We start from the raw sequence: 24,780 nt of genomic DNA, 5'->3' as shown, positions 1-24,780 counted from the left end.
GGACGAGATGGATAATTTCTTGAACCTCATAACTACTCAAGGCGAGGCTATTTTTGGCTCATTGTGGCCCTTGGTTTGGGCATTGATTCGTATTGTGATCATCGTATTGCCGATGTTTGGTTGCGTTGCCTATCTAACCCTTTGGGAAAGAAAGTTGATTGGCTGGATGCATATTCGTCTTGGCCCAAATCGCGTAGGTCCACTGGGTTTATTGCAGCCAATTGCTGACGCATTAAAGCTCTTGATGAAAGAGATTATTGCACCTGCTCAAGCTAGTAAGGTTTTGTACTTCATTGCACCAATCATGGTGATCATGCCTGCATTTGCTGCTTGGGCTGTGATTCCATTTCAGGCAAAGATGGTTTTAGCTGATGTAAACGCAGGCTTGCTGTACATCATGGCTATTTCTTCTATTGGTGTTTATGGGGTTATCTTGGCTGGTTGGTCTTCTAACTCTAAATATCCATTCCTCGGTGCAATGCGCGCATCAGCTCAAATGATCTCCTATGAGATTGCAATGGGCTTTGCATTGGTTACCGTCTTGCTTACCTCGGGTTCGTTAAATTTAAGCGCCATCGTAACTTCACAAGAGCAGGGCTACTTTGCCAGCATGGGTCTTAATTTCCTCTCGTGGAATTGGTTACCTTTATTACCAATGTTCTTGATTTACTTTATCTCTGGCGTTGCTGAAACAAACCGCCATCCATTTGACGTGGTTGAGGGTGAATCTGAAATCGTAGCTGGACACATGGTTGAGTATTCAGGCATGTCTTTTGCCATGTTCTTCTTGGCTGAATATGCCAACATGATTTTGATTGCAGCTGTTGCATCCATCATGTTCTTAGGCGGTTGGTTGCCGATTGTTGACTTGCCAATCTTGCGTGATATTCCAGGGTTCTTCTGGTTATTTGGTAAAACATTCTTCCTCCTATCCTGCGTTATTTGGTTACGCGCTACATTACCGCGCTATCGCTATGACCAAATTATGCGCTTGGGTTGGAAAATATTTATTCCCATCTCAGTATTTTGGGTGGTTGTTATCGGCGCGTGGGTTGTCTCTCCATGGAATATTTGGAAATAAGTTGATAAATCATGTTTAAGAAAATTTCCCAATTCCTAGATAGCTTGATGCTAAGAGACATCTTGGTCGGTATGTCTATTACTGGTCGCTATCTCTTCAAGCCAAAAATTACTGTTCAATACCCAGAAGAGAAGACGCCGTTATCCAGTCGCTTCCGTGGTTTGCATGCTCTTCGTCGTTATGAAAATGGTGAAGAGCGTTGTATCGGTTGCAAGCTATGTGAAGCAGTTTGCCCAGCTTATGCCATCACTATTGAAACTGCTGAGCGTGATGACGGCACTCGTCGTACCAGCCGATATGACATTGACCTTACTAAATGTATTTTCTGTGGTTTCTGTGAAGAAGCTTGCCCAGTAGACGCCATTGTTGAAACAAATATTTTTGAGTATTTCGGCGATAAGCGCGGTGACTTGTATTTCACTAAAGACATGCTTTTAGCTGTGGGCGATAAATACGAAAAAGATATTGCCGCTAACCGTGCAGCTGATGCACCTTACCGTTAATCGAATCGAGCTTAACTAATATGACATTCGATCCATCTACTTTATTTGCCATGTTCTTTTATGGCTTTGCAGGCTTATTGGTGATTTCTGGGCTTCGTGTGATCACGGCTCGTAACCCAGTCCATGCAGCACTATTCTTGGTATTGGCTTTCTTTTGCGCATCAGGTCTTTGGATGTTGCTCAAGGCCGAGTTCTTAAGCTTGGCTCTCATTTTGGTCTATGTTGGCGCAGTGATGGTCTTGTTCCTCTTCGTGGTGATGATGCTGGACTTAGATACTGAACATTTACGTCGCGATTTCAAAAAGTTTCTACCGGTTGCCTTCTTGATGGGTGCCGTCATTGTTCTTGAGTTATCAATTGTGATCATTCGTAGCTTTATTGGAACTGATGTGCCAGTGCAGCTCATGCCAGAAGAGATGATGGCAAACAATACCCAAGCTTTGGGAATGTTGATCTTTGTGGATTATGTTTACGCCTTTGAAGTGGCTGGCGTGATCTTGTTGGTAGCGATTATTGCTGCTGTGGCGTTGACATTGCGTAATCGTAAAGATTCAAAATCGCAGGATATTCACGAGCAGGTCAATGTGATTGCTGCAGATCGTATGCGTATTGTGAAGATGGGTTCAGATATGGGTGCAAAGCAAGACGTAAGAGGGGAGAAGAAATGAATATCACTCTCGCTCATTATTTAGTGTTGGGTGCAATCTTATTTGCAACTAGCGTTATCGGAATTTTCTTAAACCGCAAGAATGTCATCGTTTTGCTAATGGCAATTGAGTTGATGCTTCTGTCGGTGAACATGAACTTTGTGGCTTTCTCCCATTATTTGGGTGATATGGCTGGTCAAGTATTCGTATTCTTTATTTTGACTGTGGCAGCTGCTGAGGCAGCTATCGGCCTGGCAATTTTGGTTGTGCTCTTCCGTAAGGTTGACACGATTAATGCCGATGATCTTGACCACCTAAAAGGCTAGTCATGCAATTGACCTTAAACATACCTGTACTTTGCGCTATTCCTTTGGCGCCGTTAGTCGGATCTATCATCGCTGGTTTCTTTGGCACCAAATTAGGCGGCAATCGCATTGGTCATGGGGCCAGTCAGTTTGTGACTATTTTGGGCGTAACCATTGCATTCGTGCTTTCCTGCAATGTATTAGTTCAAGTGATGGATGGCTTCTATTTCAATGGAACTGTTTACCATTGGATGCAATTGGGCGAACTCAATTTAGATATTGGCTTCCTGATTGACCCTTTAACGGCAACCATGATGTGCGTCGTGACCTTTGTGTCATTGATGGTCCACATCTACACCATTGGCTATATGCACGGTGAAGAAGGTTACAACCGCTTCTTCTCCTATATTTCTTTATTCACCTTTGCTATGTTGATGTTGGTGATGAGTAATAACTTATTGCAACTCTTCTTTGGATGGGAAGCTGTGGGTGTGGTTTCTTATTTATTGATTGGTTTCTACTTTGAACGCCAGTCTGCAGTGTTTGCCAATATGAAGGCTTTCTTAGTTAACCGCGTTGGTGACTTTGGTTTCATCTTGGGCATCGGCATTCTGTTGGCCAGTACTGGCTCGATGCAATATGACGTGATCTTCTCTCAGAATTCCGCTCTAGCAGCCCAGACATTACCTGGTACTAGCTGGAATTTGATGACCGTTACCTGCATCTGTTTATTTATTGGTGCAATGGGTAAGTCAGCTCAATTCCCATTACACGTTTGGCTACCAGATTCGATGGAGGGTCCAACACCAATCTCTGCATTGATTCATGCTGCAACCATGGTTACTGCTGGTATTTTCATGGTGTCACGCATGTCACCACTGTTTGAGCTTTCAGATGTCGCGCTGAGCTTTATCTTGGTGATTGGTTCAATCACAGCGCTCTTTATGGGCTTCCTCGGTATTGTGCAAAACGATATCAAGCGCGTTGTTGCGTATTCAACTTTGTCTCAGTTGGGTTACATGACAGTCGCATTGGGTGTTTCTGCATATCCGGTAGCCATCTTCCATTTGATGACTCACGCTTTCTTTAAGGCATTGTTATTTCTTGCAGCAGGTAGCGTGATTCTTGGTATGCATCACGAACAAGATATGCGCAAGATGGGCGGTCTCTGGAAATATATGCCAATTACTTGCTTGATGATGTTGTTAGGCAATCTGGCTCTGGTGGGAACTCCATTCTTCTCAGGCTTCTATTCAAAAGACTCCATTATTGAGGCGGTAGCTGCAAGTCATATCCCTGGTTCAGGCTTTGCCTACTTTGCAGTCATGGCTAGCGTATTCGTAACAGCCTTGTACTCATTCCGTTTGTATTTCTATGTATTCCACGGTAAAGCACGCTGGGGTCATGAGGATTCACATGCCCACAACCATCATCATGATCATGCGGAGCAGGGTGACGATCATGCGCATCATGGTTTAGCTCCAGGTCAAAAGCCCCATGAATCCCCGTTCGTTGTCACTTTGCCATTGATCCTTCTGGCAATTCCATCCGTGATCATTGGTTTCTACACCATCTCACCGCTATTATTCGGAACTTACTTTGGTGACTCCATATTTATTGACTTAGCACGCCATCCGGTGATGAAAGAATTGGAAGATGAGTTCCATGGTCCGGTTGCAATGGCAATTCATGCATTCACTTCACCAGTCTTAATGCTGGTAGTGCTTGGCGTGTTGACTGCTGCGATTGGTTATCTCTGGGCCCCTAAGCTGCCAGCCAAAGTTGCCGAAACATTTGCACCAATTAAAAAATTATTTGATAACAAGTATTACCTCGATGAAATCAACCAAGCCGTGTTTGCTAAAGGTCTTATTTGGATCGGCAGCTTCTTATGGCATCGCGGCGATCAAAAGATCATCGACGGTTTCTTTGTTAATGGCAGTGCGCATGCAGTAGGGCGCTTTGCCGGAGTAATTCGTCATTTGCAATCCGGCTATCTCTACCACTATGCCTTCGCAATGATTGCGGGCCTAGCTGTATTGTTAGCTTGGGTTTTGTATGCTTACCTGCCTTTTGTTCGCTAGGCCTTTGTTACTTAAGTAGCCACTATGATTCTTTCTTACGCCATTTGGACCCCGATTGTCTTTGGACTCATTATTTTGTTTTATGGGTCTGAAAGATCAACTGCCGGTCTACGCTGGTTGACCCTGATCGGAGCTGTGCTTAGCTTTATTGCAACGCTTCCATTGTTGATTAATTTTGATATCGCTAATTCTGGAATGCAGTTCGTTGAAAAGATCAGCTGGATTCCGCGTTACGATATTAACTATTACCTAGGCATTGACGGCATTTCTGTTTGGTTCATCGTGCTTACTGCATTCATCAATGTCATTGTGGTGATTGCAGCATGGGAAGTGATTCAAACCAAGGTTTCGCAATACATGGCCTCGTTCATGATCCTGTCTGGATTAATGATAGGCGTATTTTGTGCTCTTGACGCATTGCTTTTCTATATGTTCTTTGAGGCGACATTAATTCCGATGTACATCATCATTGGTGTATGGGGCGGCCACAACCGTATTTATGCGGCATTTAAGTTCTTCTTGTATACCTTGCTTGGCTCTTTGCTTACTTTGATTGCCATGCTGTATTTGTACAACGTGACTAATACATTCGATATTTTGGCTTGGCAAAATGCCCGATTAGATATTGTTGAGCAGATCCTATTGTTTGCAGCATTCTTTATGGCGTTTGCTGTCAAGGTTCCAATGTGGCCATTACATACTTGGCTACCAGATGTCCACGTTGAAGCGCCAACAGGTGGCTCAGTGGTTTTGGCTGCAATTATGTTGAAGCTTGGTGCCTATGGATTTCTGCGCTTCTCTTTGCCAATCGCGCCAGATGCGAGCCAATACTTAGGCCCTTTTGTAATCTTCTTATCTTTGGTTGCGGTGATCTATGTAGGTGCAGTTGCTCTTGTTCAAAAAGACATGAAAAAACTGGTTGCCTATTCTTCAGTTGCTCACATGGGCTTTGTAACCTTAGGCTTCTTCCTCTTTAGTCCGCTGGGTATTGAGGGCGGTATTGTGCAGATGATTTCACACGGCTTTGTTGCCGGTGCGATGTTCTTGTCCATTGGCGTACTTTACGACCGTATGCATACCCGACAGATCGCTGATTACGGTGGCGTAGTGCATCGCATGCCTGCATTTACTGCGTTTGCCGTATTAATGGCGATGGCCAACTGCGGTTTACCTGCTACCTCTGGGTTTGTTGGTGAATTCATGGTGATCTTAGCTGCTGTTGACTATGACTTTGTCATCGGTATCCTAGCTGCTACAGCATTGATCTTAGGCGCCGCTTATTCCTTGTGGATGGTGAAACGTGTATTTTTCGGTACCGTTAACAATGCCCACGTTGAAGAGTTAAAGGATTTGAACGGTCGTGAATATTTCTTGATGGCAGTTTTATCTATCTGTGTAATTGGTATGGGTGTCTATCCAAAACCATTTACCGACATCATTCATCCAGCTGTAATTAATCTGTTGCAGCATGTTGCTGTCAGCAAACTCTGAGTAAGTACAAATGCAAGCATTCGACCTTTACGCCATCCTGCCGGAACTTGTTTTACTCGTAGCAACCTGTTTGTTATTGGTTGCTAGCGTTTATGTTCGCGAAAGAGTGACATCTACCCTTGGTGTTGAGCAAGACATCTTTCATACTCCGCGTGGAGTTGGCTTCGTGTACTTTTTCTCGCTGGTCTTATTGGCGTATCTCATTTTTGCTTTTATTGGCCGCATGGGAGACCCAGCGCTTGTAGCAATGAATGGGCTATTTCAGTCTGACCCATTTTCTAACTTACTCAAGGCGTGTTCTTGCATCGCTGTTTTGGTGAGCTTGATTTATTCTAAGCAATATTTGATGGATCGCGCCTTGTTCCGTCCTGATTTCATTGTCTTAGCTCTGCTTGCTTTGCTTGGCCAGTTTGTATTGATCTCTGGTGCAAATCTGTTAACTCTATACCTAGGCTTGGAGTTGATGGCTTTGCCTACATACGCATTGGTTGCAATGCGTCACAGCAGCGAAAAGAGTGTGGAAGCCGGTATTAAGTACTTTATCTTGGGTGCATTAGCATCCGGTTTCTTACTTTATGGCATGTCGATGCTCTACGGTGTCACCGGATCGCTTGACCTTATTGAAATCTTTAAAACCGTTGCTGACCCTCGTGTAAACCATTTGGTGATGGCGTTTGGCTTGGTATTTATTGTTGCCGGTTTAGCCTTCAAGTTGGGTGTGGTGCCATTTCATATGTGGGTACCGGACGTCTATCAAGGTGCGCCAACTGCTGTGACCTTAATGATTGCTGCAGCTCCAAAATTAGCTGCATTTGCATTGTTATTTCGCTTATTGGTAAATACCTTATTGCCTTTATTGGGCGATTGGCAGCCAATGCTGGTTTTGCTCGCAGTTCTATCACTAGTTGTAGGTAACGTGACTGCAATTGCGCAAACCAACATCAAGCGCATGCTGGCTTATTCTGCCATTGCGCAAATGGGCTTTGTTCTCTTGGGCATGCTGTCTGTTTTTGATGATCACGCATTTAGTGCAGCATTGTTCTACGCCATTACCTATGTGTTGACAACCCTTGGCACCTTCGGCTTATTGATGGCTTTGTCGCGCAAAGGTTATGACTGCGAAACCTTGGATGGATTAAAAGGGCTCAATAAGAAGCATCCGTGGTTTGCCTTTATTGGTCTGGTTATGATGTTCTCTTTAGCAGGGATTCCGCCTACAGTTGGTTTTGCAGCTAAATTGGGCGTTCTAGAAGCGCTAGTGGATGCTGAGCATACCTTCTTGGCAGTCATCGCTGTAATGGCTTCTTTAGTGGGTGCCTTCTATTACTTGCGCGTAGTCAAGGTGATGTATTTTGATGAACCTGAGCACGAGATCACAGTTTCTGGTTCAGGCTTTGCTAAAGGGCTCTTGAGTCTTAATAGCATTTTGGTTTTGGTTATCGGCATTGTTCCTGCGGGTCTAATGAGTCTTTGTTTAGATGCAATGCGCCGTACCTTACTGGGATCTTAGAAGGAATTAACATCTATCTAAAGGCTCCGTAAGGGGCCTTTATCATTTCAGGTGCCATCAAAATGACATTCAATTTAGTTAAGCTGGTTTAATCAATAACAGACGGAATATGTACTAAGACCTATGACTGAAAAATCATTTGAAGATCTGCCGACTGGTGATAAACATTTACGTGAAGAGCGTCTATCTGGAGAGGATATTTACGGCGGCATCTTTTTAAAGATGAGGCGAGATAAAGTGTCATTGCCTGATGGTGAAGAGGCGATACGCGAATATTTAACCCATCCGGGTGCGGTAGCTATTGTTGCGATCTTGGATGATGGTCGTGTGTTGCTCGAGCGCCAGTATCGCTATCCAATCGCAAAAGCCTGCATTGAAATTCCTGCAGGAAAACTAGACCCTAAAGAGGATCATTTAGTATGCGCGATACGTGAGCTCGAAGAAGAAACCGGATATACAGCAAAAAAATGGAGTTTCATTCGCCGTATTCATCCCGTGATTTCGTATTCAACAGAGTTCATTGATATCTATCTGGCAGAGGAGTTGATCCCCGGTAAAAGCCATCTCGATGATGAAGAGTTTTTGGATGTATTTGCTGCTCCATTGGAGCTATTGATTTCTTGGGTTGAGGATGGCGAGATTACGGACGTCAAAACCACGATAGCCACCTATTGGCTTGATCGCTATCGTAGGGGCTTAGTAAAACCGCATCCAATCGAATAGCTTGCATTCAAACCCGATTAAAATAGGGTATTGAATTTATCGTTTTTGCCCTTATATACGTTTTATGAAAGTTTATAACTTAACCTGCCCCCTAGACCATCGCTTTGAAGGGTGGTTTGCCTCCGAAGAGGATTGCCTTGCTCAGCAGGACAAGGGGATGCTTGCTTGTCCAATATGCGACAGCACAGAAATCACCCGCATGCCTTCAGCCCCCCATATTGGTAAATCAAGCTCTACTGAGTTAGCTTTATCTAAAGCTGAACCTGAAAGTATGAGTTGGGGCGTTGTTGCTTTGACTGGAAGCGACCATTCTCATCTCGAGGCTCAAGTACAGGCCGCCTTTTTGAAAGGTATGCGTGAGCTAATGGGCCGATCTGAGGATGTTGGCAATTCTTTTGCTGATGAGGCCAGAAAGATTCACTACAAAGAATCTCCTGAGAGAAGTATTCGTGGCCAAACTACTTTCGATGAGGCTGAAGCCTTACGAGAAGAGGGCATCGATGTCCTCTCGATGCCAATGATTCCCGCACTTAAAAATACGCTACAGTAATTTTTTACTTCATCCTGGCAAATAAAAAAGCGATCCGAAGATCGCTTTTTTGCTAATCACTTCCTGATATTACTTAGAGGTAGGCATTACAAACTCTGCGCCTTTAGCAATACTCTCGGGCCAGCGTTGCATCACACTCTTTTGCTTGGTGTAGAAACGTACGCCTTCTTTGCCGTATGCATGCATATCGCCAAAGATCGACTTTTTCCAACCACCAAAGCCATGCCATGCCATAGGTACTGGAATTGGTACGTTAATACCAACCATGCCTACTTGTACACGACGAGCAAATTCACGGGCAATATTGCCATCGCTTGTGAAGCAGGCAACACCATTGCCAAATTCGCAAGAGTTAACTAAGTTAAGCGCATCTGTAAGGTTGGCAACACGCAAGCAGGACAAAACTGGTCCAAAGATTTCTTCTAAGTAAATCTTCATGTCTGGGGTGACATTGTCAAACAATGTACCGCCGATAAAGAATCCGTTCTCGTTGCCAGGAACTTTGAGTCCGCGGCCATCAACAAGGAGTTTTGCTCCCGAAGCTACGCCAGCCTCAATATAGCCGGTAATGCGCTCTAGAGCTGCTTTAGTAACGATTGGTCCCATTTCAGCATCAAGTTCCATGCCGTTTTTAACTTTTAGAGTCTTGGTGCGCTCAATCAGCTTTGGCATGATCTTCTCTGCCACATCACCAACCAATACCGCTACAGAAATGGCCATACAGCGTTCGCCAGCGGAGCCGTAAGCAGCACCAACCAGCGCATCAATTGCTCTATCAATATCAGCATCAGGCATGATCACCATGTGGTTCTTCGCGCCGCCTAAAGCTTGGGAGCGCTTGCCAAAGTGCGAGCAGCGCTCATAGATGTAATTGGCAATTGGAGTGGAGCCCACAAAACTGACCGCTTTAACATCTGGATTTTCTATTAAGGCATCAACCGCTTCTTTATCGCCTTGAACAACGTTGAATACGCCGTCAGGTAGGCCAGCTTCCTTGAGGAGCTTAGCCATGAACAGTGAAGCAGAAGGATCTGTAGGGCTGGGTTTGAGAATGAAAGTGTTGCCGCAAGCAATCGCAACTGGGAACATCCACATTGGCACCATGACTGGGAAGTTAAATGGGGTGATACCAGCAACTACACCTAAAGGCTGACGCATAACCCAGTTGTCGATACCAGTCGATACTTGCTCGGTGTAGTCGCCTTTGAGTAGCTCAGGAATGCCAGTAGCAAATTCCACAATCTCAATACCGCGTGTTACTTCACCTTGGGCATCGGTAAACACCTTGCCATGTTCTGCTGTAATGATGGCAGCCAACTCATCGCGATGAGCGTTTAGCAATTCAAGATACTTGAACATGATGCGTGCACGGCGCAATGGGGAGGTTTGACTCCATGACACAAAGGCTGTTTGGGCATTGGCTACAACTTCATCAACTTCTTTACGGCTAGCAAGCGCAACACGGCGTGCTACTGTTCCTTTGGTTGGGTTGTAAACATCGGCAAAGCGACCATCTTTAGGGTTAACTACATTGCCGCCAACAAAGTGGCCAATATCTTCTTTTGATTCAAAGGCTTGAGGTGCGTTCATAATCTCTTGTGGTGAGTATTTTTCAGGTTTTGGGTAAAAAAGCCGTTTGGCCAATTAGCCTGCACGACTTCGCTGTCTCGTTTATTCTGCTTTTTAAGTATTCTAGCGCTTAACAGCAATTTTCGTATTTTTGACCTATTTTTGGATTTTTCAAGGCATTTTATGAGTCTTTTATTTTCGAGCTATACCCTCAATTCCCCGCGGGGACCTCTAGAGCTGGCAAATCGCATTGTGGTTGCCCCGATGTGCCAGTATTCGGCCAATAACGGCGAGGCAACTGACTGGCACCTCATGCACTGGGGTAATTTGCTGAATAGTGGCGCAGCACTCTTCATTATTGAGGCTACAGGGGTAAGTCCGGAGGCCAGAATTACGCCTGCTTGTCTTGGGCTCTGGGATGATCGCACTGAAGCAGCTTTGAAAGACAAATTAAGTCGAGCGCGCGGGTTGGCTCCTGCCGTACCTGTTTTTATTCAGTTAGCGCATGCAGGTCGCAAAGCATCCAGTGCAACCCCCTGGGACGGCGGACAATTGCTCCCAACGGATCAGGGCGGATGGGAAACTCTAGCACCCTCAGCGATCCCCCAGTTAGATGGAGAGCGTTTACCTCATGAATTGAGTAAGGTTGAATTAAAAAAGTTGATTGATGATTTTGTAGCATCAGCAAAACGTGCAGATCGTATTGGAATTGATGGGATTGAACTCCATGGTGCCCATGGATACTTGTTGCATCAATTTTTATCTCCTATCGCCAATCAACGCACGGATGAATACGGCGGCTCATTTGAAAACCGCATTCGCTTTCCATTAGAGTTATTTGCTGCCGTAAGAGCCGCATATCAAGGAGTTCTTGGCATACGCATTTCAGCTAGCGACTGGATAGAGGGTGGCTGGACTCCGGAAGAAACAGCGAATTTTGCAAGACAACTCAAACCTTTGGGTTGTGATTTCGTACACATTTCTTCTGGTGGCATTTCGCCAAAACAAAAGATTGCAATTGGTCCAAATTACCAAGTGCCTTTTGCAAAGATAGTTAAAGATCAATCTGGTTTGCCAACTATGGCTGTTGGACTCATTACCGAGCCACAGCAAGCCGAAGACATTTTGCAGGCGGGTGATGCGGATCTCATCGCTTTGGCTAGAGCATTCCTATACAAGCCTCGCTGGGGTTGGGAAGCTGCAGCAGCTCTAGGTGGCACAGTTACTGCAAATGAGCGTTATTGGCGTTGTTTACCTCGAGAAGCCCAGGCCGTATTTGGTGATGTAAAAGTAGGGCAGCGATAAACATTAAAAAATCATATGTTGGGGGAGCGCTAATGAAAAAATATTCGGTGATACGCAGTGCGCTTGTAATTTTGGGGTTTGGGATTTCATGCCTAGTTATGGCTGAATCCTTTCCGGATCGTCCAATTACTTTAGTAGTACCCAATCCACCTGGTGGGCTGGTTGATACTTCGGCACGTCTATTAAGTGAGCCGTTGACGCGTGTGATCGGTCAACCAGTGATTGTTGACAACAAGCCGGGAGCAAGTGGCAATACCGCCTATCAGTATGTTGCCAAAGCAAAACCCGATGGCTACACCTTATTGATTTCCTATTCTGGTTATCACGTTGGTAATCCCGCTTTATTCGATAAGCTTCCGTGGGATCCCATTAAAGATTTTTCTCCAATTGCCTTACTGACTGTTTCAACCAATGTCATTGCAGTGCACCCTTCAGTTCCGGTAAATAATTTGAAGGAATTTATTGCGTACGCAAAAGCTAATCCAGGTAAATTAAATTACGCCTCACAAGGCAATGGTTCTGTGTCGCATATTGGTACTGAGATCTTCAAGCAAACTACTGGTGTGGATATGGTGCATGTTCCATACAAGGGATCTGGTCCAGCCATTCAGGATGTTTTGGCGGGGCAGGTACAGGTATTTATTAGTACGCCACCCTCAGTCATGCAACACGTCCAAAGTGGAAAACTCAAGGGGCTTGCTGTGACCGGCAAAAATCGTCACCCTGGTATGCCAAACGTACCAACTACCGCTGAAGCTGGTCTACCATCATTTCAGTTGGAATCATGGGTGGCCCTTTATGCGCCTGCAGGAACACCTGCAGCAGTGGTTACCAAGCTCACTAATTCTGTAAAGCAGAGCTTGGCATTGCCTGAAATTAAAGAGCGTGCCGATGCCGCTGGTGTTGAACTTCGTTACTTGGGACCAAACCAAACTGATGCGCTAGTTAAGAAAGAACTTCCTTTCTGGGCTAAAGCAATTAAAGCGGCAAACATTACTCTTGATTAAGGGTTTGGCTAAGCCTGATCTCGCAGGGTGGGGTCAGGCAATGCCAATGTAAATGCCCGGGCAGCACTCAATAAGAAATGATCTTTACCTGGGCCTGCAATGAGTTGCACCCCTACTGGCAATCCATTGGGGCCACTGCTTACGTTGATATTGATGCAGGGCAAACCTAGAAGAGTCCAAGCTCTAGAAAAAAGTGGATCTCCCGTGCCATCTTTGATATTGGGCGCTTCTCCATTTGCGCTTGGGGCGATCAAGATATCCACTTCATTATTAAATAAGTCTTCCATAGCCGCCCTTGACTTATCGGCAAGGCTCAAATCTTTTGCATATTGCTCGTAGCTAATTTCAGCGCCTTCACTAAGTTGCTTCAGAAGTTGTGGGCTAAGCTTTTTAGCGTAATGCACTCGTTCAAAAGTAAGGCTGCGTGACATTTCAGAGATCATGATGCGAGTTTGCGCTTGGGTGAGTCCATCACATGTCTTTGGTAACTTCAGATCAATTATGGTGCCTTTAGCCATCATCTCGGCAGCATGCCGGGCAACAGCAAGCGCTGTTGCAGTTTCCTTTTGTGCAAACGGCCAGCTAGATGTCTTGCAAATGGCGATGCGAGGTTTGTTATGCAAGACTTCAATTTTTGCTAGTCGATGATCGCCACTCATAGCTGCTACACCGAGCCCCACATCTTCTACTGTTCTACCAAAGCAACCCATGGTGTCGAGTGTTACAGAAAGACTTTTAATTCCCGCAATACTCACTTTGCCGTGACTAGGTTTAAAACCCACTACACCACAAAAAGAAGCAGGGCGAATGATTGAGCCAGCAGTTTGACTACCGGTTGCTATCGGAACCATGAAATCGGCTACTGCAGCCGCAGAGCCGCTAGAAGAACCGCCGGGTGTGTGCTTTGGGTTATGGGGATTTGTTGTTAAGCCACTCTTAAATGTTGCAAATTCTGTTGTAACAGTTTTGCCTAAAATAATGGCACCAGACTGTCGCATTAGGGCAACCGCCACAGCATCAGAGACTGGATAGTGGTTGGCGTAAATGGGTGAACCATAGGAGGTCGGCAAATCATAGGTGTCATAAAGATCTTTCACCCCAATTGGGAGCCCATGTAATAGACCCTGAAAGGCGCCTTTATCAAGCTGTTTGGCGCGAGATAAGGCATCTTCCTTTCCTAGGCTTGCCCAGGCCTTAACAACGCTCTCTTTTTGTCCTATGCGGTCTAGGCAGGATAGGAGTAAATCAGTGGCTTTAATTTCCCTTTTAGAGAGGGCTTTGATGGCTTGGGTAGCGCTAAGGCTTTCGAGATCTTTCATGGACTCATTCTACTTATGGTGGCGTATGATCGCAATTGATGGTTTTCGTCCTAGATTTCGATAGAAGAGAAGTTAAATGAAGCAACATACAGTCCGTGAGGCCTGGCTTGAAGACGCTGTAAGGCATCTTGAGCCGGTCTTTTCAAAAGCAGGTTATGCCATCCCTCCCGTCAGGGTCTCATGCGGATTCCCGGCCTCTAGTAGTCCTAGAACAACACTAGGTCAATGCTGGCCACGTGACCGCTCAGGTGGTGGCGTAAATGAGATATTCATTTCCCCTAAGTTGGATGAGCCTGTTCAGCTTTTAGATACCTTAGTTCATGAACTCTGCCATGCAGTGGATGACTGCTTTAGTGGCCATGGCGAAGATTTCAAGGGAATCGCTCAAACGGTGGGTCTGGAAGGCCCTGCCAGAATGGCTCATGCCACTGAGGAGCTCACTGTAAGACTGATGATGATTAGTCAGGAGCTTGGCCCTTACCCGCATCAAGCGATTGTTTTCCCGCCCCCAAGGCCTAGCAATGCTAGTCGAAGTAAGGCTAAATGTGGGCAATGTGGCTACGAGGTAACTTTGCTCAAGAAGTGGGCCAGTTATGGAGCGCCAATCTGCCCCAAGGACAATATTCGGATGCTAGAAGCTGTTCCAGAGACCATTGAAAATACCACTGATTACGATAGTGAATCAGTTGAAAAGGGTAGCAAGAAGGCGCCAGATGAAATCCGTCGCGCTATTAGCTAGTTATTTGTAAAATTCATCTTCAACAAAATAAAACGAGACACATCATTTATGAACGCAAAGAAAATATTTAAGAATCCAAAGATTGCCGTTATTCCTGGGGATGGTATTGGCAAAGAAGTCATGCCGGAGGGCGTACGTGCGCTAGAGGCAGCCAATCGTAAATTTAATCTAGGTATGCAGTTTGATCATTTTGATTTTGCAAGCTGTGATTACTATCTCAAGCATGGGAAGATGATGCCGGATGATTGGTTCGATATCCTCATGAAGTACGATGCGATCTTTTTTGGCGCTGTAGGTATGCCGGATATTCTGCCTGACCATGTTTCACTCTGGGGCAGCTTAATTCAATTCCGCCGTGGCTTTGACCAGTATGTCAATTTGCGTCCAGTACGTTTATTGCCTGGTGTGCCTTGTCCACTTGCTAACCGTAAGCCTGGTGACATCGATTTCTTTGTAGTACGTGAGAACACTGAAGGTGAATACTCCAGCGTTGGTGGCAAGATGTTCCCGGATACCGATCGTGAAATCGTGATTCAAGAATCTGTCTTCACTAGACAGGGTGTTGACCGAATTTTGCAATACGCTTTTGACTTAGCCCAAAGTCGCCCTAAGAAGCATTTAACTTCTGCAACCAAATCAAATGGTATTGCCATCACTATGCCTTATTGGGATGAGCGTGTAGAGGCGATGTCTAAGAAATTTACTGACGTTAGGGCTGACAAATACCACATCGATATTTTGGCGGCTCACTTCGTTATGAATCCAGATCGCTTTGACGTTGTAGTGGCGAGCAATTTATTCGGAGATATTCTCTCCGACTTGGGTCCCGCATGTACCGGCACTATTGCGGTAGCACCATCCGGTAGCATCAATCCTGAAGGTAAATTTCCCTCCTTGTTTGAGCCGGTTCATGGATCAGCGCCTGATATCTTTGGCAAAATGATCGCCAACCCAATTGGTCAGATCTGGAGTGGGGCGATGATGTTAGATCACCTTGGTTATCCAGAGGCTGGTAAAGCAATATTTAGTGCCATTGAAAAGGTATTGGCATCTGGTCCGGGACATGCGCCTTTGACACCAGATCTTGGTGGCACTGCTAAGACAGATGATTTGGGTAAGGCGATTGCCGCAGCAATCTAATTAGCAATCCAATAACTAGGCAGCAGCATTTAAAGGACTCCAAACGGGGTCCTTTTTACTTGCCTTGGCAATTTCTGCCAAGATTTTTTCATGGCTTTCAAGGTCATCATCTGATGCAGACAGCACCATGAGATTAGTTGGTAAAGCTTTGGTATGACCAGTAGAGTCTGCCCCCACTGTGTAGTCAATCAGATCAATCGAAAGGTCTTCTTGACCCCTTGTCATCGATACGTAAACTTCAGCTAGTAACTGGGCGTCTAATAACGCGCCGTGCAAAGTACGGTGTTTATTACTAATTGAAAAGCGTTCACACAGCGCATCTAATGAATTGCGCTTTCCAGGGAACATTTGACGCGCGTCAAGCAGTGTGTCGGTAATCTTGGAGGCTAAATTTCTGAAGGGAGGGCGCTTTAGAAGGGCAAACTCGTTATCTAAGAATCCCAAATCGAAGGCTGCGTTATGAATCACGATTTCAGCGCCATCTACAAACTCAATTAACTGCTCAACGATGTTTGCAAAGATTGGCTTATCAGATAAAAACTCTCTAGAAAGTCCGTGGACTGCAAAGGCGCCAGCATCAATATCACGCTCAGGATTAATGTAGTAATGGAAAGTTCTATCAGTAAGTCGACGACCAACCATCTCAACGCAGCCAATTTCAATAATGCGGTCGCCGGTGGCTGGATTAAGGCCAGTAGTTTCGGTATCGAGAATCACTTGACGCATCAGGTGCCCTCAAGAACAGAGGCAGGAATATCCATAGGACCATTGCCTGCGTATTTATCGAGATAAAGGTAGATCACAGGAGTAATGATCAGCGTCACGAATTGTGAAAAGATCAGGCCGCCTGCAACGCTAATGCCTAAAGGTTGACGTAACTCTGCGCCAGCCCCTAAACCAAAGGCAATTGGCAACGCCCCCATCAAGGCGGCAAATGTGGTCATCATAATTGGGCGGAACCGTAAAATGCATGCCTCACGAATAGCTTTTTCAGGTGACATACCTTGATTGCGCTGAACGTCCAAAGCAAAGTCGATCATCAAAATTGCATTTTTCTTCACAATACCAATTAAGAGCAGAATGCCGATAGAAGCAATGATAGTCAATTCAAAGCCAAAAATACGTAATGTAAGAATTGCTCCGATAGCAGCAGATGGAAGGCCCGCCAAAATCGTCAGTGGATGTATGTAACTTTCATACAGCACACCAAGCAAGATATAAATGACGCCTAGAGCAGATAGGATTAAGATAATTTGACCTGATTGATTGCTCTTAAATACTGCAGCATCGCCACCATAGCTGGTAATGATGGAAGGTGGCAGGCTAATTTCTTTGGCGTAGTCTTCAATCTTTTTAGTGGCATCACCCAAAAATACGTCAGGCGCAAGATTGAATGAGAGCGTGACCGCAGGAATCTGACCTTGGTGATTCACGGCAGTGGGACCCACTGTTCTGACAAAAGTGGCAATGCTAGAGAGGGGTATCAGTTTATCGGTAGCACGCCCACGTACAAACACTTTATTTAAATCGGTCTCGTACTGTCGATCCTCTTCGGCGGTTTCCAGGATGGCGTAATAAGTATTGACCGGTGTATAGATCGTTGAAACCTGACGCTCACCATAGGAGTCGTAGAGAGCAGTTCTAATATCGGCAATAGTCACACCTGCATTGGCAGCCTTTTCTCGATTAATATCGATACGAACATTCAGACCTTTAAGTTGTGAGTCCGAGGTGACGTCGCGGAACATGGGGTCAGCACGCATTTTCTGCATCAACTTATCAGCCCACTCATTAACACCCTCAAATCCAACGCTTTGCAACGTAAACTGATAGCGACTCTTACTGTTTTTACCCCCAAGCTGTAAGTTTTGTATGGGCCGCATATAAACGTTTAATCCCGGAAGTTCCTTAAATTTTGCGCGAAGCCCCTCCATTACCTTAGACATTTTTTCACGATCAGATTTTTCTTTGAGAATGATAAAAATACGACCCGTATTAGTTCCAGAGCTTGAGCCCCCACCCACAACAGAAATGGAGCTATCCACATTGGGGTCTGAGTTAACTAGCGCTGCGGCACGATCCTGCAGTTCTAGCATTGCTTTAAAGGAAATATCCTCGGATGCCTCAGTGGTTGCTTGAATCTGTCCAATATCTTCTTCTGGAAAAAACCCTTTCGGGCTGTTCACAAATAGAACAACAGTAAGTACAAATGTAGAGAAGGCTCCAATTAATACGATGCGACGATGCTTTAGTGCTAGATCGAGGTAGTGAATATAGGTTTTGAGCATCCAACCAAAGAAGCGATCAAATTGCTTGTTAATGGCATATTCCTTGGCATGTTGGCCTGGCTGGGGCAGAAAACGACTGCACAGCATCGGCACGACCGTTAATGAGGTGATCGCCGACACCAGAATAGATAGGGACACTACAACCGCGAACTCTCTAAACAACAGACCGATTGGTCCCGCCATAAAGAAAATGGGAATAAAAACCGCCACAAGTGAAATCGAGATAGAAATAATCGTAAAGCCGACCTCTTTACTGCCTTTAAGAGATGCCTTGAGAGGTTCCATGCCTTCTTCGACATAGCGCATGATGTTTTCGAGAACGACAATCGCATCATCCACTACAAGGCCTACCGCCAGGGTGATACCCAGCAAGGAGATGTTGTCTAGGCTATAGCCTAAAAAGTACAGCAGAAAAAAAGCACCAATTAAGGAGATTGGCAAGCTAATTGATGGAATAACCGTAGCTGAAATATGCTTGAGAAATAAGAAAATCACCAAAACCACTAAAAGGACAGTTAATGCAAGTGTGAAGTTCACATCGTGAATGGCTTCAATAATCGAAAGCGAGCGGTCATTAAGTAATTGCAATTTAATTGATGAGGGCATCTGCTTTTGCAGTTGCGGGATCAAAGCCTTCACAGCATTAACGACCTCGACAGTGTTGGCGCTTGGTTGGCGAAGAACGGCAATGGCGATTGAGCGTTCGCCGCCAGCGGTGGCCCAAGTTTTAACATCCTCATAGCTTTGAGAGACCTCCGCAACATCTTTGAGGTAGATAGGCAAACCATTTTTTTGCGCAATGATCAGATTAGCAAATTCTTCTGGTTTAACCAGTTGAGGATTGGCATAAATCGTGATCGATTGACGCGGGCCATCAAGTACGCCAACAGGACTGTTAGCGTTGGCCTTGTTAACGGCGGTAGCAACATCATCCATGGTGAGGTTGCGATTACCCAACGCATCAGGATGCACCCGTATGCGAACAGCATAGCGTTTGGCGCCGTATACCAACACCTGAGCAACGCCGGTAATTGTTGAAAGGTTTGGCGAGAGCAGATTTTCTGCAAAGTCATTTAGGTCGGACAGATTTACCGAAGGAGAACTCATCCGCACTACCAATACCGGAGTATCAGCTGGATTAATTTTTCGATATGACGGGGGAATCGTCATTTCAATTGGGAGACGCTTTTGGGCTCGAAGCAGGGCTGCCTGAACGTCTACGGAAGCTTTATCGATATCACGATCATTATTGAATTCAAGTGTGATGTTGGTGGTACCCAAAAAGTTACTTGAACTAATGACGGTAATACCATCAATTGTGGAAAACTCTTTTTCTAAAGGCAGCGCAACAGATGCCGCCATGTTTTCTGGTGAGGCGCCGGGAAGTGAAGCGCTCACTGAAATAACGGGGGAGTTAAAGCTAGGTAGTGCCGCTACCGGAATCTTTAGATAGGCAACAGTGCCGGCAATGACGGTTGCTACTGAAAGCAACACTGTCATTACGGGGCGCCGAATACATAATTCGGAGAGTGTCATTTTTTCTCTGGGGTGCTAGGGGTTGCAGTTTGGCTGCCAGGTGCAGGCTTTGCTTCACGAATTTTGCCGCCAGGTCGAAGGTTTTGTTTTCCCTCCACTACAACGCGATCACCTGCGGATACGCCTTCAACAACAGAAGTTCCTTGATAGTCATAGACAACCTTGACAGGCTTGGCGGTAACTTTATCGCCTTCGCCAACTACATACACAGTCTTACCCCTTGGACTCATGATGACCGCTTGCGAAGGAACGGTAATTACATCTTTAAGGGTATTGGCAATGAGCGATACACGAGCAAACTGGCCTGGTAATAGACTCATGGAGTCATTCGGAATTTGTGCTTTGACTCGCACTGCAGCAATCTGCGGGTCAACTTGGTTATCAACGACGATAACTTTGCCTCTATAAGTATTTTTGCCTGAATCGCCAACTGTTACCTGCACAGACATCGCCTCACCATCGAGTTGATTTTCAAGAATAGTTGGAATGTCCTTTTCAGGGATTACAAACTGCACATTTATTGGGTTTAATTGCGTAATCGTGACCATAGCACCAACGCTAGAGGTGGCGGTGGAGCTAGTAGATGTTGAAACCACATTACTTGCTTGAACTAATGAGCCTGGGAACACGTTCACAATCCCTGCGCGCCCATCAATGGGAGAGCGAATGTAATCGAAAGAGAGTTGCACTTCAGCGGCCTTGGCGGCAGCAATTGCTGATTTAGCATTGGCTGAAGAGGTATCTAAGCCAGCCTTGGAGATAAAGTTCTTAGCAACTAATTCTTTGGCACGAAGATATTGTGCCTGCGCGTCATCCGCTAAGGCCTTGAGCTTCTCGTAGTTAGCTTTATCGTTGCGATCATCGAGCTGGAAGAGGAGATCGCCCACTTTTACTTCTTGCCCATCTTTCACCAAGATTTTGGCAACAGTATTCGTAATCATGGGGCGGATATCAACGATGTTATTCGAAACAATAGTTCCAGTTGCCTCAATGATCAGAGGAACATCCATTTTTTCTACAACAACAGTGCTCACAGTGATGGGTCCGCCAGCCTTATCTGCTGCGGGAAAAAAATAATCAAATGTTTTAGAGGCTGCGTACAGCAGAATCATCGCTAGCAGAATGCGCCATTTAAATTTCACTAAGAACACTTTTGCCGTGGTGTGATCTATTTTCTTGAATTTAGCAGCCTGCGGAGAGAGTTTTTGCCAAAGCGCGCACAAGCGACTTTTAACAGCGTTTTTCAGTTGAATCAATTTCACAACCAGCTGATCTAGTGAAGTTTCTATTTTTGACACAATCTCGCTTTTCTCTGTTTTTTATAGTTTAAATGCGGTTTATGCCCCCTCTTGGAGCCTGTCCATTCTCTCATAAGAGCGCTATTTGGTTCAGAGGTTCAGGCTTATCAGCCCTAATACAAAAACTCTTCCACACCCTTGTTGGCCAGTTGGTCAGCTAACTCATTTCCGGGGTGCCCATTGTGTCCCCTGACCCAGTGCCAGGAGATCTCATGACCAGGAAGTAGGGTATCGAGTTCCTGCCAGAGATCCGCATTTTTCACAGGATCTTTGCTAGCTGTCTTCCAGCCTCTTTTTTTCCAACCCTCTAGCCATTCAGTGACGCCTTTTTGGACGTATTGAGAGTCCGTCCATAGCTCGACGGTGCTGCGTTGTTTGAGAGCTTTTAAGGCAAAAATAACGGCACAAATTTCCATGCGGTTGTTGGTGGTGAGCTTTTCGCCCCCATGGATATGTTTTTCATGGCCACCCGATCTCAAAACAGCCCCCCAGCCACCGGGCCCAGGATTGCCTTTACAGGCTCCATCGGTGTAGATCACGATGTGAGGGTGGTGAGGTTGGGATTTTGAATGCGGCATGGCAATAATTTACTTGGAATTCTCGTTTTTGAGGCTTTTTTGCAGATTGCTTCTCTCGGCAGCAGGACTTAGCTGCTTAATGGCTGGTATGCGTACAAGTGATGCCGGACCAATAAGATGTATTCCTTGTTGGCGCTTAATGGCTGAAACTAAAAAAACAGCGCCAAATATAGGCCACCAGCGATTCCCCATTTTTTCAAGAAAATTCATTTTGCCCATTGCAGATTCACCCTGCAGGGGAAATTTATAGCAACCAAAGTGACCACGGTCTAACGAAAAGTTAAGCAACTCTAGCCAATCTTTTATGCGGATGAGGCTAATAAATTGACCATCTCTAGGTAGATAAGGGGTTCCAACCAATCTACTGAGGTACTGTCTGGCACCCCACAGGCTTGCTGGGTTAAAGCCAGAAATAATTAAACGGCCTTCGGGTCTAAGCACTCGATCGACCTCCCGCAATATTTGATGGGGATCTGTAGCAAATTCCAAAACATGGGGCAGAACAACCAGATCCAGACTGTCAGTGGCAAAGGGGAGATCTGTAGAGTCGCCTTCAATTAAATGCCAATTGCAATTAGTTGCATGAGAGCGGCCATCGTTAGAGTGGATCAGGATGGCATGCAAAGGCATCCGATTTTCACTTAGTGAGTTGATTTGGGGTAGACCTATTTGCACTGCATGAAAGCCAAAGACATCAGCAACAATTTGGTCAAAACACCGTTGCTCCCAAGCTAGAACATAGCGTCCAGGAGGGGATTGGAGCCATTTTTCCCATGAGCTCCAGGGAGGTGCAGGTGTCTGAGAGGGTATGGGTGGGGTTGGTATCATCGGTCTATGGATAAGAATACTTTATTGCAGGTTTGGCCCATTCCGGCTTTTGATGATAACTACATCTGGTGCATTCACGATGGCAGCTCTGCTTTAGTGGTGGATCCAGGTGATTCAGCACCAGTTTTGGAGTACCTGAGCTCAAATCATTTGACCCTCAAGGGCATTCTCATTACCCACCACCATGCAGACCATACGGGTGGCATTCTCAACTTATTGCAAAGTTTGGGTGCAGATCTGCCTGTTTATGGCCCAGTTGGTGACAATATTCCAGGTCGTACTAATGTCGTAATGCAGGACGATAAATTTGAAATTGCTTCCCCATGCATTAGCTTGAAGGTTCTCGAAGTTCCTGGGCATACCTTAAGTCACATTGCTTATTTTGCAAACATGCAAGCAAATGTTGTTGAACCAATGCTGTTCTGTGGAGATACTTTATTCGCCTCTGGCTGTGGAAGATTATTCGAGGGGACGCCAACTCAAATGACGGAGTCGCTGGCTAAGTTTGCCGCGCTTCCAAAAAATACTTTGGTGTATTGCACCCATGAGTACACCTTATCGAATATTCGTTTTGCCTTAGCTGTAGAGCCCAACAACCTTAATCTACTCTCATGGGCAGAGCAGGCTAAAGCTCTGCGAGAGCAGGGTTTGCCAACTCTTCCAACGACAATTGGACAAGAGCTGCAAGTTAATCCATTCATGCGCTGTGATCAAGCTGAAGTCATTGCAATGGCGAAAGAGATTTCTGGCCAGCCATCATTACCAACACCAGCGCATGTATTGGCAGTTATTCGTGGCTGGAAAGATCGCTTCTAATGCGAATGATGTATGCAGTAGTAGTTATTGCTGCTCTGTTAAGTGGTTGCGCTAGTACTGGCGATTGGTCTTCTGATACGCCAACTAAAGGGAATTCAAAAGCTTCCAGGGCCGCAAGGGTTAACCTCAAAAATCAATCCGTTAGCAAGGTTTATGCGCCTTCTGACAACCTCTGGATACGTATTCGTGATGGCTTTCAAATGGAGCCCATGAATACCCCGCTAGAGATTGAACAGGTTCGCTGGCTTGCGGCAAGACCAGACTATGTGAATCGCTCGATGACGCGTTCTTCACGCTATTTGTTTTACATCGTTCAAGAAGTAAATGCGCGCAATATGCCTACCGAGATTGCGCTACTACCTTTTGTTGAAAGTGCTTTCGTGACCAGCGCAAAGTCGAGTGCAAAGGCTGTGGGTCTATGGCAATTTATGCCTGCCACGGGCAAAGACTTTCGTCTCACACAAAACGTATTTAGAGATGAGCGACGAGATATTGTGCAGTCAACGGATGCAGCCTTGGATTACCTACAACGTTTGAATAATCAATTCGGTAGCTGGGAGCTCGCCTTAGCTGCTTACAACTGGGGTGCCGGCAATATTACGAAAGCGCAAAAGCGCAATGCCGCTGCAGGCTTGCCTATAGATTATGAGAGTTTGACCTTACCGCGCGAAACTAGAAATTACGTTCCTAAATTAATGGCGTATCGTCAAATTGTGTTGGATCCACAAGCTTATGGAATTGTTTTACCTGAACTAGAAAATCACCCATACTTTGTTGCGGTTGAAGTGGGTAGTGATATTGATGTCGCCCTAGTTATTAAGTTGGCCGATATACCAACAGATGAATTTTATAGCCTGAATCCATCATTCAATAAGCCGGTTATTTTAAGTAATGCTAACCAGCAAATTCTGTTGCCGTTTGCGCATGCTGAGATCTTTCAGGATAACCTCAAGCAATACCCTAAACCTCTTTCGTCGTGGACTGCTGTTCAAGTATCCAAAACAGAAAGTGTTGATCAGGCAGCTAAAACGTTAGGGGTTGATGTAGATACTCTGCGCGAGGTCAACGGCATTCCAAGGGGAATGCGTATACGGTCGGGCTCTACCGTGCTGATCCCTAAAACCAGTCGCAGGCCGGGTGATGTTTCAAGTGCCATGGCAGAAAATGCTAGCCTCAGCTTAGAAAAGCCAGCTCCACCTGCACCCAAATGCCCCAAACCGGCAAAGGGTGCAAAAGGGGCTAAATCAAGTAAATGTGTAGCACCCAGAAACACCAAAACAGTAGATAAGGTCGCCTCTAAGGGTAATTCTTCTGGAAAAAATGCTGCATCTCAGCATAAATCCGCATCGACAGGGCTTGCAAAATCTGCGAAAAATGGTAGTTCACCTGCCTCAACCAGCAGCAACGCTAGTAAAGGGGTGAGCAAGAGCCAATAATTTGAGTAACTTTTTAAGAGATCAGGT

Annotated in this window: 22 protein-coding genes; 15 read left to right on the top strand and 7 right to left on the bottom strand. The window is 45.5% G+C overall.

The window, feature by feature from the left end:
* Positions 1-7: 7 nt before the first annotated feature.
* The 9 genes from nuoH to ICN40_RS02215 all read left to right on the top strand — a co-directional run bounded on the left by nuoH (position 8) and on the right by ICN40_RS02215 (position 8,894).
* A complete protein-coding gene (gene nuoH, locus ICN40_RS02255; RefSeq protein WP_072582485.1) occupies positions 8-1,081 on the top strand; it encodes an NADH-quinone oxidoreductase subunit NuoH in 1,074 nt (357 codons plus the stop codon).
* Positions 1,082-1,092: 11 nt separating this feature from the next.
* Entirely contained in the window at positions 1,093-1,584 is a 492-nt protein-coding gene (gene nuoI / locus ICN40_RS02250; protein WP_215319862.1) for an NADH-quinone oxidoreductase subunit NuoI, read from the top strand.
* A gap of 20 nt (positions 1,585-1,604) precedes the next feature.
* Positions 1,605-2,252: an NADH-quinone oxidoreductase subunit J gene (locus ICN40_RS02245; protein WP_216241826.1), complete on the top strand. Its 648-nt coding sequence runs from the start codon at positions 1,605-1,607 to the stop codon at positions 2,250-2,252.
* The gene (gene nuoK, locus ICN40_RS02240) at positions 2,249-2,557 is read left to right on the top strand and encodes an NADH-quinone oxidoreductase subunit NuoK (RefSeq protein ID WP_072582482.1); all 309 of its coding nucleotides are present in this window, start codon (positions 2,249-2,251) and stop codon (positions 2,555-2,557) included. Before ICN40_RS02245 ends, nuoK begins: the two co-directional genes overlap by 4 nt.
* 2 nt (positions 2,558-2,559) lie before the next feature.
* Positions 2,560-4,620: an NADH-quinone oxidoreductase subunit L gene (gene nuoL, locus ICN40_RS02235; protein WP_216241824.1), complete on the top strand. Its 2,061-nt coding sequence runs from the start codon at positions 2,560-2,562 to the stop codon at positions 4,618-4,620.
* Positions 4,621-4,644: 24 nt separating this feature from the next.
* Complete coding sequence (locus ICN40_RS02230) at positions 4,645-6,111, top strand: NADH-quinone oxidoreductase subunit M (protein ID WP_216241822.1); 1,467 nt, start codon at positions 4,645-4,647, stop codon at positions 6,109-6,111.
* Positions 6,112-6,121: 10 nt separating this feature from the next.
* Entirely contained in the window at positions 6,122-7,621 is a 1,500-nt protein-coding gene (gene nuoN / locus ICN40_RS02225) for an NADH-quinone oxidoreductase subunit NuoN (protein ID WP_216241820.1), read from the top strand.
* Positions 7,622-7,744: 123 nt separating this feature from the next.
* Complete coding sequence (locus ICN40_RS02220) at positions 7,745-8,344, top strand: NUDIX domain-containing protein (RefSeq protein ID WP_216241819.1); 600 nt, start codon at positions 7,745-7,747, stop codon at positions 8,342-8,344.
* 64 nt (positions 8,345-8,408) lie between these two features.
* Positions 8,409-8,894, top strand: a complete 486-nt coding sequence (locus ICN40_RS02215; RefSeq protein WP_216241817.1) for a DUF1178 family protein — start codon at positions 8,409-8,411, stop codon at positions 8,892-8,894.
* Between the two features lie 69 nt (positions 8,895-8,963).
* On the opposite strand, the gene ICN40_RS02210 is transcribed toward ICN40_RS02215, so the two are convergent.
* Entirely contained in the window at positions 8,964-10,484 is a 1,521-nt protein-coding gene (locus ICN40_RS02210; protein WP_216241815.1) for a CoA-acylating methylmalonate-semialdehyde dehydrogenase, read from the bottom strand.
* 162 nt (positions 10,485-10,646) lie between these two features.
* On the opposite strand from ICN40_RS02210, the gene ICN40_RS02205 reads away from it, so the two are divergent.
* Positions 10,647-11,768 (top strand): NADH:flavin oxidoreductase/NADH oxidase, encoded by a 1,122-nt coding sequence (locus ICN40_RS02205; protein ID WP_216241812.1) that lies wholly within the window; start codon positions 10,647-10,649, stop codon positions 11,766-11,768.
* 98 nt (positions 11,769-11,866) lie between these two features.
* Positions 11,867-12,775 carry a Bug family tripartite tricarboxylate transporter substrate binding protein gene (locus ICN40_RS02200; RefSeq protein ID WP_374222775.1) on the top strand — a complete coding sequence of 303 codons (909 nt, stop codon included), beginning with the start codon at positions 11,867-11,869 and terminating at the stop codon, positions 12,773-12,775.
* 8 nt (positions 12,776-12,783) lie between these two features.
* Here the strand turns inward: ICN40_RS02200 and ICN40_RS02195 are convergent, their stop codons facing one another.
* A complete protein-coding gene (locus tag ICN40_RS02195; RefSeq protein ID WP_216241807.1) occupies positions 12,784-14,094 on the bottom strand; it encodes an amidase in 1,311 nt (436 codons plus the stop codon).
* Between the two features lie 76 nt (positions 14,095-14,170).
* Here ICN40_RS02195 and ICN40_RS02190 point away from each other — a divergent pair, with 76 nt between their 5' ends.
* Positions 14,171-14,833 (top strand): SprT family zinc-dependent metalloprotease, encoded by a 663-nt coding sequence (locus ICN40_RS02190; RefSeq protein WP_216241805.1) that lies wholly within the window; start codon positions 14,171-14,173, stop codon positions 14,831-14,833.
* Between the two features lie 48 nt (positions 14,834-14,881).
* Positions 14,882-15,973 (top strand): tartrate dehydrogenase, encoded by a 1,092-nt coding sequence (locus tag ICN40_RS02185; protein ID WP_216860703.1) that lies wholly within the window; start codon positions 14,882-14,884, stop codon positions 15,971-15,973.
* A 15-nt stretch (positions 15,974-15,988) separates the two neighbouring features.
* Here the strand turns inward: ICN40_RS02185 and dnaQ are convergent, their stop codons facing one another.
* From dnaQ to ICN40_RS02160, 5 genes are all read right to left on the bottom strand, one after another.
* Positions 15,989-16,699, bottom strand: a complete 711-nt coding sequence (dnaQ, locus tag ICN40_RS02180) for a DNA polymerase III subunit epsilon (protein WP_215319843.1) — start codon at positions 16,697-16,699, stop codon at positions 15,989-15,991.
* Positions 16,699-19,797: an efflux RND transporter permease subunit gene (locus tag ICN40_RS02175; protein WP_216241803.1), complete on the bottom strand. Its 3,099-nt coding sequence runs from the start codon at positions 19,795-19,797 to the stop codon at positions 16,699-16,701. Before ICN40_RS02175 ends, dnaQ begins: the two co-directional genes overlap by 1 nt.
* Positions 19,794-21,095 carry an efflux RND transporter periplasmic adaptor subunit gene (locus ICN40_RS02170; RefSeq protein ID WP_216241801.1) on the bottom strand — a complete coding sequence of 434 codons (1,302 nt, stop codon included), beginning with the start codon at positions 21,093-21,095 and terminating at the stop codon, positions 19,794-19,796. Before ICN40_RS02170 ends, ICN40_RS02175 begins: the two co-directional genes overlap by 4 nt.
* A 113-nt stretch (positions 21,096-21,208) precedes the next feature.
* On the bottom strand, positions 21,209-21,673 hold the full coding sequence (gene rnhA, locus ICN40_RS02165; RefSeq protein ID WP_216241798.1) for a ribonuclease HI: 465 nt from the start codon (positions 21,671-21,673) through the stop codon (positions 21,209-21,211).
* 9 nt (positions 21,674-21,682) lie between these two features.
* Complete coding sequence (locus ICN40_RS02160; protein ID WP_216241796.1) at positions 21,683-22,501, bottom strand: class I SAM-dependent methyltransferase; 819 nt, start codon at positions 22,499-22,501, stop codon at positions 21,683-21,685.
* A 6-nt stretch (positions 22,502-22,507) separates the two neighbouring features.
* Between ICN40_RS02160 and gloB the strand changes: the two genes are divergently transcribed.
* Both gloB and ICN40_RS02150 read left to right on the top strand, forming a co-directional pair.
* On the top strand, positions 22,508-23,317 hold the full coding sequence (gene gloB / locus ICN40_RS02155; RefSeq protein WP_216241794.1) for a hydroxyacylglutathione hydrolase: 810 nt from the start codon (positions 22,508-22,510) through the stop codon (positions 23,315-23,317).
* Entirely contained in the window at positions 23,317-24,753 is a 1,437-nt protein-coding gene (locus ICN40_RS02150; protein ID WP_216241792.1) for a transglycosylase SLT domain-containing protein, read from the top strand. The genes gloB and ICN40_RS02150 overlap by 1 nt, the downstream gene beginning before the upstream one ends.
* Positions 24,754-24,780 lie beyond the last annotated feature (27 nt).

The organism is Polynucleobacter sp. Fuers-14, assembly GCF_018882045.1.
Taxonomy (GTDB): domain Bacteria; phylum Pseudomonadota; class Gammaproteobacteria; order Burkholderiales; family Burkholderiaceae; genus Polynucleobacter.
Note: the sequence above shows the minus strand (reverse complement) of the source record. Positions and strands in the feature narration are given on the sequence as shown.

Coding starts and splice junctions, on each gene's coding strand:
- nuoH (WP_072582485.1), top strand. CDS start 8: ATGGATAATTTCTTGAACCTCATAACTACTCAAGGCGAGGCTATTTTT.
- nuoI (WP_215319862.1), top strand. CDS start 1,093: ATGTTTAAGAAAATTTCCCAATTCCTAGATAGCTTGATGCTAAGAGAC.
- ICN40_RS02245 (WP_216241826.1), top strand. CDS start 1,605: ATGACATTCGATCCATCTACTTTATTTGCCATGTTCTTTTATGGCTTT.
- nuoK (WP_072582482.1), top strand. CDS start 2,249: ATGAATATCACTCTCGCTCATTATTTAGTGTTGGGTGCAATCTTATTT.
- nuoL (WP_216241824.1), top strand. CDS start 2,560: ATGCAATTGACCTTAAACATACCTGTACTTTGCGCTATTCCTTTGGCG.
- ICN40_RS02230 (WP_216241822.1), top strand. CDS start 4,645: ATGATTCTTTCTTACGCCATTTGGACCCCGATTGTCTTTGGACTCATT.
- nuoN (WP_216241820.1), top strand. CDS start 6,122: ATGCAAGCATTCGACCTTTACGCCATCCTGCCGGAACTTGTTTTACTC.
- ICN40_RS02220 (WP_216241819.1), top strand. CDS start 7,745: ATGACTGAAAAATCATTTGAAGATCTGCCGACTGGTGATAAACATTTA.
- ICN40_RS02215 (WP_216241817.1), top strand. CDS start 8,409: ATGAAAGTTTATAACTTAACCTGCCCCCTAGACCATCGCTTTGAAGGG.
- ICN40_RS02210 (WP_216241815.1), bottom strand. CDS start 10,484: ATGAACGCACCTCAAGCCTTTGAATCAAAAGAAGATATTGGCCACTTT.
- ICN40_RS02205 (WP_216241812.1), top strand. CDS start 10,647: ATGAGTCTTTTATTTTCGAGCTATACCCTCAATTCCCCGCGGGGACCT.
- ICN40_RS02200 (WP_374222775.1), top strand. CDS start 11,867: ATGGCTGAATCCTTTCCGGATCGTCCAATTACTTTAGTAGTACCCAAT.
- ICN40_RS02195 (WP_216241807.1), bottom strand. CDS start 14,094: ATGAAAGATCTCGAAAGCCTTAGCGCTACCCAAGCCATCAAAGCCCTC.
- ICN40_RS02190 (WP_216241805.1), top strand. CDS start 14,171: ATGAAGCAACATACAGTCCGTGAGGCCTGGCTTGAAGACGCTGTAAGG.
- ICN40_RS02185 (WP_216860703.1), top strand. CDS start 14,882: ATGAACGCAAAGAAAATATTTAAGAATCCAAAGATTGCCGTTATTCCT.
- dnaQ (WP_215319843.1), bottom strand. CDS start 16,699: ATGCGTCAAGTGATTCTCGATACCGAAACTACTGGCCTTAATCCAGCC.
- ICN40_RS02175 (WP_216241803.1), bottom strand. CDS start 19,797: ATGACACTCTCCGAATTATGTATTCGGCGCCCCGTAATGACAGTGTTG.
- rnhA (WP_216241798.1), bottom strand. CDS start 21,673: ATGCCGCATTCAAAATCCCAACCTCACCACCCTCACATCGTGATCTAC.
- ICN40_RS02160 (WP_216241796.1), bottom strand. CDS start 22,501: ATGATACCAACCCCACCCATACCCTCTCAGACACCTGCACCTCCCTGG.
- gloB (WP_216241794.1), top strand. CDS start 22,508: ATGGATAAGAATACTTTATTGCAGGTTTGGCCCATTCCGGCTTTTGAT.
- ICN40_RS02150 (WP_216241792.1), top strand. CDS start 23,317: ATGCGAATGATGTATGCAGTAGTAGTTATTGCTGCTCTGTTAAGTGGT.